Here is a 14,801-nt window from a genome sequence, read left to right on the forward strand (position 1 = left end):
CCGTCACGCACTCGTCGTGCGTGGCGGATAGGACGGCCACCAGCCCGTCGAGACGACGAATCTGTTCATTCCATTTCTGGAGGAGAACGGTTTCACGGTGCGCATCGAAGGCTCACCGGCGCCGTATGCCGATTCCGAGTACATGGCCCTGATCGATCTCGTCCTGCAGACCAACACCATGGCCTCGATCGAAAAGGACGAATTCACGGGGCTGAAGGCGGCCATCGAAAGCGGCACGGGGTCGGCGGCTGGCACGGCGGCATCGCCGATTCGTACCGCACCAACGTTGACTACCTGCAACTCATCGGTGGTCAATTCGCGGCTCACCCCGGCAAGGAACCCACCGACCACACCGGGGAACAATCTGACAACTACGTTCCCCACCGCATCAACATGCTTCCCGCCGCCGCGGATCACCCGATCACCCGGGGCATCGACGATTTCGATCTGGTCAGCGAGCAGTACTGGGTGCTCCATGACGACTACAACGATGTGCTGGCCACGACCACGCAGGCTGTTCGCCCCTGGGACCCGTGGCACCGCCCGGTCACCTCGCCGGCCATCTGGACCCGACAGTGGGGACAGGGGCGCATCTTCGTGTCCACCCCCGGGCATCGGGTCGACATTCTGCAGAACGCCAGCGTGCGCACCATGATCGAAAGGGGACTGCTATGGGCAGCCCGTTGAGAATAGGAGTAGTCGGCGTCGGAAAGATCAGCGAGCAGTATTTCGCCGAGTTTCCCAAGCTCCCCGGACTCAAGCTCGTGGCGGTCGCCGATCTGGATGCTTCTCGCGCGGCCGCCGTGGCGGCGGAGCAGGGTGTGCCGGCACTGACCGTCGACGAGCTGATCGCCTCGCCCGACGTGGACGCGGTGCTGAATCTCACCATTCCGGCAGCCCACGCCGAGGTGGCGCTGCGCGCGCTGGCAGCCGGTAAACACGTTTACGGGGAGAAGCCCCTCGCATTGAATCCGGACGAGGCGACACCTGTTCTCAGGTTGGCCGTCGAACGCGGTCTGCGGGTGGGGTCCGCTCCGGACACTGTGCTGGGTACGGGGGTGCAGACTGCCCGTGCGCTGCTCGATGACGGCCGCATCGGAACGCCGGTGGCGGCATCCGCTTTCTGGACGGCGCCGGGGCACGAACTCTGGCACCCTGCCCCGCAGTTCTACTATTCGGAGGGTGGCGGGCCGCTGTTCGACATGGGCCCGTACTACCTGAGCGCCCTCGTCACGCTGCTCGGACCGGTCGTGCGCGTATCGGGCAGCGTCGGACGCTCGGGGCGGGAGCGCACGGTGGCGACCGGGCCGCTCGAGGGAACGAGCCTCAGGGTCGAGATCGACACACACGTTTCCGCTTTGCTGGAGCATGCATCGGGCGTCACCTCGACGGTCATGATGAGCTTCGATGTGTGGGCGGCCCGGTTGCCGCGCATCGAGATCTACGGCACTCTCGGAACGATCGCGGTGCCTGACCCGAACCGTTTCAGCGATGCGACTGAGCTCTACACGAGTGACGACCGTCGTTGGCGCGAGGTGGAGCCCGAGGCCGGGTATGCGGATGCCGGGCGCGGCTACGGCCTGGCCGACATGGCGAGGGCCATTGAAACCGATCGCCCGCACCGGGCCTCTGCAGAATTGGCCTTCCACGTGTTGGAGATCATGGACGCCATCCTGCGCGCCGCCCATGATCGCTCTGTCATGGAACTGACCAGCACCGTGGAACGGCCGGCCATCGTGCCCGAGGGCGCCCTGCCGAGCCGCTGGTAGCAGGAAGGTCCCGCAGGGCCGGTCGCAGTGCTGCAGGGTCACAGGCCGACTAGGGAATAGGATTATGTTTATGCTTCAAACAAATAGCCCGTTGCCGGATCCCGAGCCCACGGAGTACGACAAGATGGTCGCCGGGGACTGGTACCGATACCGCTCCGGCCCAGAGCTCGCCGAGATGACGATCGCCACCCAACGCACCTGCCGGCGCATCACCGCTCTCTTCGATGAGGACCGGGACGCAGCCCAGGAGCTGTTCGTCGGCATGCTCGGCACGGCCGGAGAGGGCCTGGACTTCCGGCCGCCCCTGTACCTGGACTACGGTTCAAGGCTGCACGTGGGTGCCCACACCTTCATCAATGCCGACCTCCTGGCCCTCGGCGGCGGGGAGATCACGATCGGGCGGAACGTCCTGATCGGCCCGAGCGTTCGACTGTACACACCGGTCCACGCCCTCGACATCGACGAGCGACGGGCCGGCTACGAGAGGGTGTCGCCGATCAACATCGGCGACGATGTGTGGCTCGGCGGCAACGTCGTGGTCTGCCCCGGCGTCACGATCGGTGCCGGCAGCGTGATCGGCGCCGGCTCCGTCGTCACCCGCGATGTGCCGCCGGGAGTGATCGCCGTCGGCAACCCGGCTCGCGTCGTCCGCACGCTCGACGAGGGTGAGACCGCGGCCGAGGGCCAGTCGTCACCGACCGGCCCGTCGCTGTAGCACGTCCGGAACGGGCACAGCCGGGCGGCGGTAGCCTTGGATTGATTACCTGATGGGAAGGCACTGATGCAGGGAACCAACAACGACGACGTGCGACGGCACAACCTGTCGGTCGTCCTCCGCCTGGTGCACCGGGACGGACCGACGCCGCGCGCGGCGCTGACGCGTCGGACCGGCCTGAACCGGTCGACCATCGCCGCTCTCGTCGCCGAACTCGAGTCGCTCGGGCTCGTCGGGGAGCGCGACCCGGAATCCACCAACCAGGTGGGCCGGCCCAGTCCGGTCGTCTTCTGCGCCGAACGGGTGGTCGCCCTCGCGGTGAACCCCGAGATCGACGCCGTCACGATCGGGATCGTCGGGCTCGACGGCACCGTGCACCGCCGCATCCGTTACCCGACCGAACGGCCGCCGACCGCCAGCGAGGCCGTGAACATCTCCGCCGCCGTGATCGAGGGGATGCGAGGCGAACTCGAGACCCGCTTCCGCGTGGTCGGAATCGGCGTCGCTGTTCCGGGACTCGTGCGCGCCCCCGACGGCCTGGTGCGCCAGGCCCCCCACCTCGGCTGGGTGGACGAGCCGTTCAAGGACATGCTCGAGCAGGCCACGGGCTATCCCGTGGCCGCCGCCAACGATGCGATCCTCGGCGCGATGGCCGAGCACCATTTCGGTGCGGGGAAGGGCTTCACCGACCTGATCTACCTCAACGGCGGCGCCAGCGGCATCGGCGGCGGCATGATCATCGGCGGCACCGTGGTGGACGGCATCGCCGGCTACGCGGGGGAGTTCGGCCACATCCGGGTCAGCGACAGCGCCCGCACGGACACGGCCGGGATCGCCGGAACCCTCGAAGCCGAGGTCACCCGCGAGGAACTCCTCGAACCCCTCGGCCTGGCCGGCGCGGATGCCGACGAACTCGAGCAGGCACTGCTCGCCTCCGACGCGCCCGCCGTGCGGGCCGAGGTCAACCGTCAGGTCGACTTCCTGGCGGTGGCCCTGGCCGGGGCGATCAACATCCTGAACCCGCAGCTGGTCGTGCTCGGCGGATTCCTGGCGGCCCTGTTCTCGGTCGACCCGGAGCGCCTGAGGCTGGCCGTGGCCTCGATGACCCTGAGCTCCTCCTTCGACCTCGTGCGGGTCAGCGCGGCCGAACTCGGCTCGAATCTGCTGATGATCGGCGCTGCCGAGCTTGCCTTCGAGCAGCTGCTCGACGACCCGAGCGGATTGCCCGCCGTGGGCTGAACGCCGAGGGCGCCGAAGCGGCGGGCGCCCGGTGCACGATCGGGCCGATATCTGCAACTTCCGCGGTGTTCCCCGCATGGGGGAATAGGCGCCGGCGTGGCTGCCTTGTCTCCAAGAGCGGTTCCGTATTCCGCTGCTGGTACTGACGCCCGTGATGCGGTGCCTCGAACACCTTTTCAGACCAGCACGCCTGCGCCCCATCGGGCCGGCCCCATCGATACGAGGATCAACACCACGTGACTACCGCCGCCATCACCGTCATCACCGCCGCCGACCTGAGGTCGGCCGCGAAGCATCCCGGCGACGCTCTCTCCCGCGGCCAGCGCCTGGTCTACATCCTCGTGCTCGGTGCGCTCACCGCTCTCGGCCCGTTCACGATCGACCTGTACCTGCCCGCGTTCCCCACCCTGGAGGGTGAGTTCGGTGTCTCGGCGGCCGCCATCCAGCTGACCCTCACCGGCACCATGATCGGGTTCGGGTTCGGCCAGCTTGTGGTCGGCCCGTGGAGTGACAAGGTCGGGCGCCGCCTGCCGCTGATGCTCGCGACCGGCTTCCACATTCTGGCGAGTGTCGGCGCCGCCCTCTCGCAGGACATCGTCTGGCTCGGGGTCTTCCGTCTGCTGCAGGGCTTCGGCGCCGCGGCCGGCGCGGTCGTCGCCCTGGCGATGGTGCGCGACCTGTTCGGCGGCAAGCCGCTCGTGAAGATGCTTTCCCGCCTTGCGCTGATCAGCGGCCTGGCCCCCGTGCTGGCCCCGGTCATCGGCTCGCAGCTGCTGCTGGTGATGAGCTGGCGCGGCATCTTCTGGGTGCTCGCCGCCTACGGTGCGGTCGTGATCCTGGCCGTCGCGTTCTGGATCGTCGAGACGCTGCCGGATGCCGAGCGCCACACCAAGGGGCACAGTTCCCTCGGTCAGCGCTACCGTGCGGTGCTCAGCGACCGGATCTTCGTCGGCGTCGCGATTATCGGGGCGATGACCTTCACGGGTCTGTTCTCCTACCTTTCGGCGTCGTCGTTCCTGTTCCAGCAGGTCTACGATTTCAGCCCGCAGCAGTACGGCGTGCTCTTCGCCGTCAACTCGCTCGGCATCGTGATGGGTGTGCAGCTCAGCTCCCGACTCATGCACCGCTTCAACATCGGCCCGCAGTGGATCATCTCGGTGTCCACCGTGGTGCTCCTGATCACGGCCGCGGCCATCGTGCTGCTCGACCTCGCCGGCGCGGGACTCTGGGGCACCCTGGTGCCGCTGTGGTTCTTCATCGCGGCTTGCGGTTTCACCCTCCCCAGCGTGCAGGTCATCGCCCTGAACGCGCACGCGCATGAGGCCGGAACCGCCGCGTCGCTGCTCGGCGCCGCGAACTTCGGCGTCGCCGGACTGATCTCCCCGGTCGTCGGCGTGCTCGGCGTCGGGACAGCGGTTCCGATGGGCGCCGTGATGGGCGTCACCGCCATCGTGTCGATCTTCGCCTTGTGGCTCATCGTGCGCCCCCGGTCAGTGCCCGCGCTGGGGTATTGAGGCCGGATGGGCGCCGGGTGGCGGCATCCGTCAGCCTCCGGTCAGTGGCCAGTGGCCAGTGACCAGTGGCCAGTCCTTAGGCGTCAGTTGCCGCCGGTGGCTAACTCAGGAGATTTCCGATGGCGAGGCCGAGGTGACGACGGATGCCGCGTGATTCCGGCATCCGTCGCCACCGGCTTCGCAGATCTCCTGAGTAAGCCCCCGGAGATGCGCGGCAAATGGCCAGGCCGAACAGTCGCACGCTCGCACCGATCTAGCATGGTCAGATGATGAGCGAGCGCGCCCCCGAGACCGCAGCCACTCCCGCCACCCGACGCATCGCCCGCCGGTGGCCTCTGGTCAGCGGGTCCGCGGCGCTGTTGCTGGCCGTGGGGCTCGGCGCCCTGATCGTGCTGCGCGGCAACGGCCGCCCGCTGAAGATCGACGCCGAGTGGATGGACGAGATCCTCGAGCACCGGGCGCCCGCCTGGGAGTATCTCTCGCTCACGATGAACTACCTCGGTGCCGGAATCGCCGGCGTGATCGTGATCCCGGTGCTGATTCTGGTGGCGCTGCTGCTGCTCAAACGGCCGTGGGCGGCCGGTTACTTCGTGGTTGCCACGATCGTGAGCTCGGGACTGGTGCAGGTACTCAAATCACTGTTCGGTCGGGCGAGGCCGGAAGACATGCTGGTCATGTCAGATTTCGGATCCTTTCCGTCCGGCCATGTCGCCAATGCGGCGACCATGGCGGGCTGTCTCGGCATCCTCTTCCCCCGCGTCTGGGTTTGGCTGGCCGGCGCCCTCTACACGGTTCTAATGATGGTCAGCCGCACCTATCTGGGTGCACACTGGCTCACGGATACGATCGGCGGGCTGCTGCTCGGTGCGTCCGTCGCCGTGCTGCTGTGGGCCCCGGTCGCCGCGAAGCTCCAGGGGGAGCGCGAACTGGCGGCGCAGCATCCGTCGCCCTTGCGAATTCGACGGAGAAATTCCGCGTAGAGCCCTAAGTCGGGGCAAAATCGCGCGTTTTGGGCAAAATCTCCGTCGAATTGGTTCGGGCAGGGCGCACGGGCGCGTCGGCAGTCGCATCGGTAACGGTGCCGAGGCATCCGTCGCCCCTAACGAATTCGACGGAGATTTTCCTCACGACAGCCCCACATCAGCCCGAAACGCGCGTTTTCCTCGAAATCTCTGTCGAATTGGTGAAGGGCGACGCGCGGGGCTGACGGCGACGGATGCCCCGGGGTAGCGTCGACGCATGAGAATCCTCCTTGTCGGGGCGGGCGGCGTCGGCGACGCGTTCGCGAAGATCATCGCCAGGCGCACGTTCTTCGAGCACGTCATCGTGTGCGACTACGACCGGGCCCGGGCGGAACGCACCATCGTCGCAATCGGCCTGAAGCACGGGCACGCGGTGGCAGCCCGGTTCTCCGCCGAGCAGATCGACGCCGGCGACCCGGACATGGTCGCCGGCGTCGCGCTCAGGCACGGCGCCACCCACGTGATGAACGCGGTCGAGCCGAAGTTCGTGCCCACGGTGTTCGCCGGGGCGCTCGCCGCCGGCTGCGACTACCTCGACATGGCCGTGAGCCTGTCCGAACCGCACCCCACGGACCCCTACCGCCAGACCGGGGTCATGCTCGGCGACGACCAGTTCGCGCAGGCCGCCGACTGGGAGACCGCCGGCCGCCTCGCCCTGGTGGGCATGGGCGTCGAGCCGGGACTCTCGGATGTCTTCGCCCGCTACGCCTCGGACCACCTGTTCCGGCAGATCGAGGAGCTCGGCACGCGCGACGGTGCGAACCTGGTCGTGCACGACGACGTCGGAAACGAGATCTTCGCGCCCTCGTTCAGCATCTGGACCACGATCGAGGAGTGCCTGAACCCGCCGCTGATCTTCGAGAAGGACCGCGGCTGGTTCACCACCGAGCCGTTCAGTGAACCGGAGATGTTCGACTTTCCGGAGGGCATCGGCCGGGTCGAATGCGTGAACGTGGAGCACGAGGAGGTGGTGCTGATGCCGCGCTGGCTCGACGCGAATCGGGTCACCTTCAAGTACGGCCTCGGCGAGGAATTCATCGGCGTGTTGAAGACCCTGCACCTGCTCGGCCTCGACAGGGTCGACCCGGTGCGGGTGCGCAGCGCCTCCGGCCCGGCGCTGGTCGCCCCACGCGATGTGGTGGCCGCCTGCCTGACTGACCCGGCCACGATCGGCCCGCGGATGACCGGCAAAACCTGCGCGGGCGTGTGGGTCACCGGCACGGGGCCGGGCGGCCTGCCGCGCGAGGTCTACCTCTACCACGTCGCAGACAACGAGTGGACGATGCGCGAATACGACACCCAGTGCGTGGTCTGGCAGACCGCCCTGAACCCGGTGATCGCCCTGGAACTGCTGGCCGCGGGCACCTGGGCCGGCATCGGCGTGCTCGGCCCGGAGGCCTTCGATGCGAAGGCGTTCCTCGACCTGATGAGCGCGCCCGAATCCGAGGGCGGTTACGGCCAGCCCTGGGGGATGGAGGACCGGCTGGCGTCCTGACGCGCACTCGACCCTGCGACGTGCCAGGCGGATGCCCGAGCGCATAGCTGCGGCCGCGGCGCGGGTGGTGCGCCACTACGCGCGTGGCGTGCTATCCGCGCAACGGCGCACCACCCGCGCGACGCGAATCCCGGCAGGGCGGGATCGGGATCACCGCCCGACCGAGCCGGATGCGAGATGATGCTGTGACTGAGCGCGAAACATCCGTCGGAACGAAAGCGGTGCGGGAATGATCAATGGTGATGTCTCCTTCTGGTGGAACCAGCTCGGCCGGCCGGCCAACCGCGACCCACTGCCCGGGCCGACGACGGCCGATGTGTGCATCGTGGGTGCCGGCTATACCGGGCTGTGGACGGCCTATTACCTGAAGAAGGCGGCCCCGGCGCTTCGGATCGTCATCGTGGAGCAGCGCTTCGCCGGCTACGGAGCGTCAGGGCGGAACGGGGGCTGGCTGACCAACTCGGTCACCGGCGGCCGTCAGCAGTACGTGAAGTCGCACGGCCGGGGCGCGGCGGCCCGGTTCCAGACCGGCATGAACGAGACCGTGGACGAGGTGATCCGGGTCGCCGAGGCCGAGGGCGTCGACGCCGACATCGTCAAGGGCGGTGAGTTCACCGTGGCCTACGACCAGCCGCAGCAACGAAGGCTGGAGGCATCCGCTCGGTCGGAGCAGGCCTGGGACATGACGGATGTCGAACTCCTCTCCCCGGCGGCTGCGCGCGCCCGTATCGACGTGGCCGGCGCCACCGGGGCGATGTGGCACCCGCACTGCGCGCGCATCAACCCCGCCAAACTCGCGGCCGGGCTTGCCCGGGTGGTGGAGGGTCTCGGCGTGGAGATCTTCGAGAATACCCGGGTCAGCGAGATCACGCCGCACCGGGCGATCACCGACCGCGGCGCCGTGCAGGCGGAGTTCGTGGTGCGTGCGACGGAGGGGTTCACGGCGGGCCTGAAGGGACTGCACCGGGCGTGGCTGCCGATGAACTCGTCGCTGATCGCGACCGCGCCGCTCAGCGCGGACGTCTGGCAGAGCATCGGCTGGGCAGGCCGGGAGACCCTCGGTGACATGGCGCACGCCTATATGTACGCGCAGCGCACCATTGACGACCGCATCGCGATCGGCGGTAGGGGCGTGCCGTACCGGTTCGGGTCGCAGACGGATTCCGACGGGCGGACCCCGGCGAGCACGGTGGAGGCGCTGCGAGGCATCCTGACCCGGTTCTTCCCGGCGACGGCTGGCGCGCAGATCGACCACGCCTGGTCGGGGGTGCTCGGCGTGCCGCGCGACTGGGCGGCGACCGTGGGGCTGGACCCGGCGACCGGGCTGGCCTGGGCCGGTGGCTATGTGGGCACCGGGGTGGCCACGACGAACCTGGCCGGGCGCACGCTGACCGACCTGATCCTCGGCAACGACACCGGCCTCACCCGGCTGCCATGGGTGAACCACCGGGTGCGTAACTGGGAGCCGGAGCCGCTGCGCTGGCTCGCCGTGCACGCGCTCTACCGCGCATACTCGCTGGCCGACCACGCCGAGCTGACCCGGCGGCGGACGACGTCGCCGATCGCGTCCGTCGCCGACGTGGTCTCGGGTCGAGGACACTAGCGGGGGCGCTCGTGCCGCGCGGCTGCTCCGGTGTGTGCGCGGTGCGTGAACGAATTCGACGGCGGTTTTGCCGATAACAGCTGGTTTGGGGCCGAAAATCTGGCTTTCGGGCAAAATCTCCGACGAATTGCCACGGTGGCCGGCTGCCGGGGACCGGGCCTGGTGTGATCTACTCGACGCATGAGCGTTGAGCCGGGGGTTTCGCAGCACGCCGTGCGGCAGGCGGAGGCCGCCGCGGATTCAGCCGCCGCGGCTGCCGGGGTGACCGTGCGGCAGGCTGAACCCCGCGACCTCGCCGCGGTGATCGGCCTGTTCGAGCGCACTTGGGGCGTGGGCCACAGCCCCGACAGGTCGATGCTCCTGGCGCTCGACTTCGCCGGCAACACCGTGATGATGGCAACCAAGGCCGGCAAACCGGTCGGCGCGACGCTCGGCTTCCTCGGCTGGACCGACGGCATCCACCTGCACTCGCACATGGCAGCGGTCGTGCCGTGGCAGCGCGGCAGTGGGGTCGGCTACGCGCTCAAACTCTTCCAGCGGGCACTCTGCCTGCAGCACGGCATCGCAGACATGCGCTGGACTTTCGACCCGCTGATCCGCCGCAACGCGCACTTCAACCTGGTCAAGCTGGGCGCCGAGGTGGTGCGCTTCCTGCCGGATTTCTACGGTCGGCTCGACGACGTCATCACCGGCAGCGACCGGAGTGACCGGTTCGAGGTGCGCTGGCGCCTCGATTCTCCGCGCACCCTCCGGGCACTGGCCGGCGAACTCCCCCCAGTCTGGACGGGCAGCGACTCGCTGCCTCTTGACGTGGACTTCGAGCGGCTGCGCGCCGACGACCCGGCCGAGGCCGTCCGGCGCCGGGACGAGTCCCGGGCGCTGTTCCAGAACAACCTGTCTCGCGGGATGCGCCCCGAGCTCACTGAGAACAACGATTACATCTTCACACCGGATGTCCCCGACCGCCGACCGGCCCCTGACTGAGCCTCGCCCGCCCGCGGTGCGCGCTGCGCGCCCTGCCCGCGCCGCCACCCCGCGCCAGCCGCCACCCCGTCCCAGATCGAGATGGCGGTTTTGCCTCGGGTGCGTTCCTCGTCGAAGTGGGGCAGGGCGGCGGCGGTCTGGCTCAGCGGGTAGGTCATCTCGATCCGGGCGCGACCGTGTCCGGGTCGATGAGCTCGCGCATCACATCGAGATCGGTGACGCTGGCCGACGGCACGAGCGGGCGGAGGCTCTGCCGCGAAAAGATTCCCAGGGCCGATGCGGCGAGGATGTGCCCGATCGGGCCGAGGAGACGACCGCCGGCAGCGGAGGACAGCACCAGCGTTCCGCGTGGGGTGGACGCGCGGCGGCAGTCAAACAGGGAGCGATTGCCGGAGATCGAAAGTCACCTCGTTCTGCCGCCCCTTGGCTGTGAAATCCTCGGAGGTGTAATCGATCACGTGGTCTGATTCGCGGAGCGGCGAAGAACGGATGCCGCGCTACTCCCCGTGCCGGGTGAAGCGTCGCTCGAACCAGTAGAGCAGTTCGGGGCGCACCCGGTTCAGATCCTGCAGGGTCATCGGTTCGGGCACCCGCACCACGGGTACGCCGAGCTGATCGACCACCGTGTCCATGGCTCCGCGCGAGTAGTACTGCCCGCGCATGCGCACCAGCAGTCGGCCGTCGGTGCCGGTGACGAAGAGCTGCGGCTGCGTGTCGAGCGCCCCGCTCCGGTAGAGGTCGAGCAGCACGACGTTGCCGATCTCGTCCGCCGAGAAGTCCTTGACCAGGCCCATGAAGCCGCGTTCCGAGATGCCCTCGGAATCGACACGGATGATGGTGCGAGTGTAGGCGAGATAGGCAAGTGCGCAGATGCTCAGGAGTACAACCTGGGCGATGGCAACCGGACGCCAGGTGCCGTTAGGGATGCTGAGCCAGAAGAGCACGGCGGAGATGGGTGCGACAAGGGCCAGGACGGAAAGCCCCGACTGCACCAGCAACCGGCCGTGCGGCCGCAATGCGTGCGTGTGCATGCGCACACCCCCGTTGAATCTCACCCTTGGTTCCCCCTCGCCGGTGTACACAGATTATCTCGGATTTTGCGTGAGTGCGGCAGTCACCGATAGGGGGGGTGCCGTGTCGAAACCGGAACAGACGACGGATGCCCGCGAACCGTATAGTGAGCGGGTGCCATCCTTGTCTCTCCGTAGAAGCGGTCCGCGCGGTCCGCGCGCCCGACTGCATCCGGCGCAGGTCGTGGTCGCCGGATTCGCCGCCGCCATCCTGGTCGGCACGGTGCTGCTGATGATCCCGATCGCGACGCCCGGCCCCGGCGGCACCCCGTTCCTGATCGCGGCTTTCACGGCCACGTCGGCCGTTTGCGTGACCGGGCTGACCGTTGTCGATACCGCAACGTTCTGGTCGCCGTTCGGCCAGGTCATCATCCTGGCCCTGATCCAGGTCGGCGGCTTCGGGATCATGACGTTCGCCTCGGTCATCGGGCTCGCCGTGATCCGCAAGATGTCCCTTCGGTCCCGCATGACGGCGGCCGCCGAGGTCAAGAGTTTCGGGCTCGAGGATGTCCGCGGGCTGGTTCTCGGCGTCGTGCGCATCTCCCTGATCGTGGAGTGCATCGTGGCGGTGTTGCTGAGCCTGCGGTTTTGGATCGGATACGGCGAAGCGCCGGGCCGGGCCATCTGGCTCGGCGTGTTCCACTCCGTGTCCTCGTTCAACAACGCGGGCTTCGCCCTGTTCAGCGACAACCTCATCTCCTATGCGACGGACCCGTTCATCTGCCTGCCCATCGCCGCCGCCGTGATCCTCGGCGGCCTGGGCTTCCCGGTGATCATGCAGCTGCGCAAGCACCTCCGGAACCCGCTGAAGTGGTCGATGAACACCCGCATCGTGCTGGCAGGAACGATCACACTTCTGGTCGCGGGCACCGTCTTCATCACCGGCGTGGAGTGGAACAACCCGGGCACGCTCGGACCGCTGGACTGGCCGAGCAAGCTCCTGGTGGGCTTCTTCCAGTCGGTGCAGACGCGCACGGCCGGGTTCAACAGCCTCGACATCGGGGCGATGGATTCCGCGAGCCTGCTCGGCATGGACGTGCTCATGCTGATCGGCGGCGGCCCGGCCGGCACCGCCGGCGGCATCAAGATCACCACCTTCGCTGTGCTGTTCTTCATCCTGCTGACCGAAATCCGCGGCGAGGTGGCCGTGAACGTCTTCGGCAAGCGCCTCTCCCGGGCCGTGCACCGTCAGGCGATCACCATCGTGCTCCTGGCGGTTGCGGTGATCACGGTCTCCACGATCGCCCTGATGCTGATCACCGATATCGGCCTCGATGCGCTTCTGTTCGAAGTGATCTCCGCGTTCGGTACGGTGGGGCTCTCCACCGGGATCACCGCGGGTCTGCCCCCGGCCGGTCAGATCATCCTGATGCTGCTCATGTTCATCGGTCGGCTGGGCCCCATCGGGTTCGCCTCGGCGCTCGCCCTGCGGGACCGCCCCACCGGGTACGAATTACCGAAAGAGAGGCCCATCATTGGCTAAGTTTTCCCTGTTCGGGCACCAGCAGCCCGCACGCATGGCCGAAGCGGATGCGATCGTCGTGATCGGTCTGGGCCGTTTCGGCAGCGCCCTTGCACTCGAGCTGATGGCCAGCGGCAGCGAGGTGCTCGGCATCGACGGAGACGAGGAGATCGTGCAGGCGCACAACGGCCTGCTCACCCACGTCGTGCGCGCCGACTCGACGAAGGAGGAGACCCTCCGCCAGCTCTCGGTGCCGGACTTCAGCAGCGCGGTCGTCGCGATCGGCGGAGACATCCAGGCGAACATCCTCACCGCGAGCCTGCTGCTCAAGCTGGGCATCCCGAATATCTGGGCCAAGGCGGTCAGCGACCCGCACGGCGAGATCCTGCGTCAGATCGGCGTCACGCACGTCATCTACCCCGAGAAGGACATGGGCAAACGGGTGGCCCACCTCGTGCGCGGGGTGATGCAGGACTACATCGAGATCGACGAGAACTTCGCCCTCGTGAAGACGAACCCGCCGCAGGAGATCGTCGGCGTGCCGCTCGGCAAATCGAGCGTGCGCACCATCCACGGGGTCACGGTCACGGCATTCAACCGCCCCGGCAAGGGCTGGAGCTACACGACGCTTGACACGACGTTGGAGGCCGACGACGTCATTTTGATCGCCGGCGACGTGCGCAAGGTGGAGTCCTTCAGCCGCCTCAGGTAGCGGATGCCGTCGGCCTTCCCGGTCGGCGAGGAGCTGGGTGCGGCGGGGCTGGGTTGGGTGCGGCTGGGCTCGGCTCGGGCTCGAAGAGTAGGCTCAGCCGGATGAGCCTCGCCGCCGCCCAATTCGTCTCCAGTACCACCCTCGGAACCCGAATCGTGGTGCGCACCCGCATCGAGGGCGGGGTCACCGATGCCGTGGGTTACTTGCGGTCCGTCTCCGACACCGGGTGCATGGTTGAGACCAAACGCGGTCTGGTCGCCCTCGCGCTCGCCGATGTCGTGGCCGCGAAGCCGGTGCCGCCGCCGCCCGCGCCGCGTGCGCCGCGGCATCCGCTCGCCGACTAGTCCCCGATGCTCGCCGGTGGTCGCCGGTGCTCGCCGGACCTGCCCCGACACTCCCGTGGCTAACTCAGGAGATCCGTGAGCGGCCGCAGGCTGCTCCGCACTGGTCTGCGGCCACGGCAGAGCGGTCCGCCCGGATCTCCTGAATTGGCCCCATGCCGGGCGCAGTCGGAGCCTCGCGTCGTGCATAACTCCTGCCAATTCTCGGCGGGGGGCTGTTCCAGGCCTCTATTGGCCACATCCGGCAGAATGTGCGGGAGCTGTGCACGCGGGTCGGTGGCTAACTCAGGAGAACCTCGGCCAGTTGCGGTTTCTGCCCCGGCATCAGGCGGTGGATGTCCGCGTGCGGCTTGAATCTCCTGAGTTAGCCCCATCCGAGCAGGGAAGCAGCACTGCGGGGGCGGAAGATTCGCACCCCCGAGAGTTGATTGTCGAGGGCGTCGAGACTGGTACCGCGCACGTGCTGCAGTACGATTTGGCGGAGAATGGGGGATTCGAACCCCCGAGGGCTCTCACCCAACACGCTTTCCAAGCGTGCGCCATAGGCCACTAGGCGAATTCTCCTGGCCGAACGTTCCCTCAAGGAACGACCTAGAGAATCTTACCTGTTTCCGGCGGCCTCCGTGCACACTCACCCCGGCCGCCCGGTACAGGCTCGGAATCGACCCAGAATCGGCCCGTTTTCGGCCTCGTCGGCTTTGCGTCTAAACTGAGGGTCGGCTCCTCGTGTGGCGCCATCTCGGCCAACTCCCCCAGGACGGAAACGTAGCAAGGGTAACCGGGCTCTGGTGGGTGCGCGAGGAGTCTTTTTCATGCCCGCTCACCGGAGAAACAGCCCAGCCCAGCCCCGCCACAGCCGCAGGCCGTTAGCAATG

13 protein-coding genes, 1 tRNA gene, 1 other RNA gene and 1 pseudogene are annotated in these 14,801 nt (G+C 67.9%); 13 read left to right on the plus strand and 3 right to left on the minus strand.

Annotated elements, in window-relative coordinates; genetic code table 11:
• Window positions 1-16 precede the first annotated feature (16 nt).
• From E3O62_RS10715 to E3O62_RS10755, 9 genes and pseudogenes are all read left to right on the plus strand, one after another.
• Window positions 17-687, plus strand: a pseudogene (locus tag E3O62_RS10715) (ThuA domain-containing protein).
• Entirely contained in the window at window positions 672-1,769 is a 1,098-nt protein-coding gene (locus tag E3O62_RS10720) for a Gfo/Idh/MocA family protein (protein WP_134398486.1), read from the plus strand. Before E3O62_RS10715 ends, E3O62_RS10720 begins: the two are co-directional and overlap by 16 nt.
• 70 nt (window positions 1,770-1,839) lie before the next feature.
• A complete protein-coding gene (locus tag E3O62_RS10725) occupies window positions 1,840-2,484 on the plus strand; it encodes a sugar O-acetyltransferase (RefSeq protein WP_198410547.1) in 645 nt (214 codons plus the stop codon).
• A gap of 66 nt (window positions 2,485-2,550) precedes the next feature.
• A complete protein-coding gene (locus E3O62_RS10730; protein ID WP_134394916.1) occupies window positions 2,551-3,723 on the plus strand; it encodes an ROK family transcriptional regulator in 1,173 nt (390 codons plus the stop codon).
• A 236-nt stretch (window positions 3,724-3,959) separates the two neighbouring features.
• Entirely contained in the window at window positions 3,960-5,237 is a 1,278-nt protein-coding gene (locus E3O62_RS10735) for a multidrug effflux MFS transporter (RefSeq protein ID WP_241973434.1), read from the plus strand.
• Between the two features lie 266 nt (window positions 5,238-5,503).
• Window positions 5,504-6,217, plus strand: coding sequence for a phosphatase PAP2 family protein (locus tag E3O62_RS10740; protein WP_241973435.1), 714 nt, complete (start codon window positions 5,504-5,506; stop codon window positions 6,215-6,217).
• A gap of 259 nt (window positions 6,218-6,476) precedes the next feature.
• The gene (locus tag E3O62_RS10745; protein WP_134398487.1) at window positions 6,477-7,754 is read left to right on the plus strand and encodes a saccharopine dehydrogenase family protein; all 1,278 of its coding nucleotides are present in this window, start codon (window positions 6,477-6,479) and stop codon (window positions 7,752-7,754) included.
• Between the two features lie 229 nt (window positions 7,755-7,983).
• Window positions 7,984-9,357: an FAD-binding oxidoreductase gene (locus E3O62_RS10750; RefSeq protein ID WP_134398488.1), complete on the plus strand. Its 1,374-nt coding sequence runs from the start codon at window positions 7,984-7,986 to the stop codon at window positions 9,355-9,357.
• Window positions 9,358-9,537: 180 nt separating this feature from the next.
• On the plus strand, window positions 9,538-10,341 hold the full coding sequence (locus E3O62_RS10755) for a GNAT family N-acetyltransferase (RefSeq protein WP_134398489.1): 804 nt from the start codon (window positions 9,538-9,540) through the stop codon (window positions 10,339-10,341).
• 154 nt (window positions 10,342-10,495) lie between these two features.
• Here the strand turns inward: E3O62_RS10755 and E3O62_RS10760 are convergent, their stop codons facing one another.
• Together E3O62_RS10760 and E3O62_RS10765 are read right to left on the minus strand one after the other, a co-directional pair.
• Window positions 10,496-10,678: a hypothetical protein gene (locus tag E3O62_RS10760; protein ID WP_134398490.1), complete on the minus strand. Its 183-nt coding sequence runs from the start codon at window positions 10,676-10,678 to the stop codon at window positions 10,496-10,498.
• A 160-nt stretch (window positions 10,679-10,838) separates the two neighbouring features.
• Window positions 10,839-11,396, minus strand: a complete 558-nt coding sequence (locus E3O62_RS10765; RefSeq protein WP_134394921.1) for a hypothetical protein — start codon at window positions 11,394-11,396, stop codon at window positions 10,839-10,841.
• Window positions 11,397-11,526: 130 nt separating this feature from the next.
• On the opposite strand from E3O62_RS10765, the gene E3O62_RS10770 reads away from it, so the two are divergent.
• The 3 genes from E3O62_RS10770 (at window position 11,527) to E3O62_RS10780 (ending at window position 13,929) form a co-directional block, all read left to right on the plus strand.
• On the plus strand, window positions 11,527-12,894 hold the full coding sequence (locus E3O62_RS10770; RefSeq protein WP_370448914.1) for a TrkH family potassium uptake protein: 1,368 nt from the start codon (window positions 11,527-11,529) through the stop codon (window positions 12,892-12,894).
• Window positions 12,887-13,585: a TrkA family potassium uptake protein gene (locus tag E3O62_RS10775; protein ID WP_241973436.1), complete on the plus strand. Its 699-nt coding sequence runs from the start codon at window positions 12,887-12,889 to the stop codon at window positions 13,583-13,585. The genes E3O62_RS10770 and E3O62_RS10775 overlap by 8 nt, the downstream gene beginning before the upstream one ends.
• 101 nt (window positions 13,586-13,686) lie before the next feature.
• The gene (locus E3O62_RS10780; protein WP_134398493.1) at window positions 13,687-13,929 is read left to right on the plus strand and encodes a ferrous iron transport protein A; all 243 of its coding nucleotides are present in this window, start codon (window positions 13,687-13,689) and stop codon (window positions 13,927-13,929) included.
• Window positions 13,930-14,402: 473 nt separating this feature from the next.
• On the opposite strand, the gene E3O62_RS10785 is transcribed toward E3O62_RS10780, so the two are convergent.
• A tRNA-Ser gene (locus E3O62_RS10785) sits at window positions 14,403-14,490 on the minus strand.
• Window positions 14,491-14,641: 151 nt separating this feature from the next.
• Here E3O62_RS10785 and ffs point away from each other — a divergent pair.
• Window positions 14,642-14,738: signal recognition particle sRNA small type (gene ffs / locus E3O62_RS10790), an RNA gene on the plus strand.
• The last annotated feature ends 63 nt before the right edge of the window (window positions 14,739-14,801 follow it).

Source organism: Cryobacterium sp. TMT2-15-1 (assembly GCF_004402345.1).
GTDB lineage: Bacteria > Actinomycetota > Actinomycetes > Actinomycetales > Microbacteriaceae > Cryobacterium > Cryobacterium sandaracinum.

What these genes read in the sequence shown, in the direction of transcription:
- E3O62_RS10720 (WP_134398486.1), top strand. Translation starts at nt 672, where the DNA reads ATGGGCAGCCCGTTGAGAATAGGAGTAGTCGGCGTCGGAAAGATCAGC.
- E3O62_RS10725 (WP_198410547.1), top strand. Translation starts at nt 1,840, where the DNA reads ATGCTTCAAACAAATAGCCCGTTGCCGGATCCCGAGCCCACGGAGTAC.
- E3O62_RS10730 (WP_134394916.1), top strand. Translation starts at nt 2,551, where the DNA reads ATGCAGGGAACCAACAACGACGACGTGCGACGGCACAACCTGTCGGTC.
- E3O62_RS10740 (WP_241973435.1), top strand. Translation starts at nt 5,504, where the DNA reads ATGATGAGCGAGCGCGCCCCCGAGACCGCAGCCACTCCCGCCACCCGA.
- E3O62_RS10745 (WP_134398487.1), top strand. Translation starts at nt 6,477, where the DNA reads ATGAGAATCCTCCTTGTCGGGGCGGGCGGCGTCGGCGACGCGTTCGCG.
- E3O62_RS10750 (WP_134398488.1), top strand. Translation starts at nt 7,984, where the DNA reads ATGATCAATGGTGATGTCTCCTTCTGGTGGAACCAGCTCGGCCGGCCG.
- E3O62_RS10755 (WP_134398489.1), top strand. Translation starts at nt 9,538, where the DNA reads ATGAGCGTTGAGCCGGGGGTTTCGCAGCACGCCGTGCGGCAGGCGGAG.
- E3O62_RS10780 (WP_134398493.1), top strand. Translation starts at nt 13,687, where the DNA reads ATGAGCCTCGCCGCCGCCCAATTCGTCTCCAGTACCACCCTCGGAACC.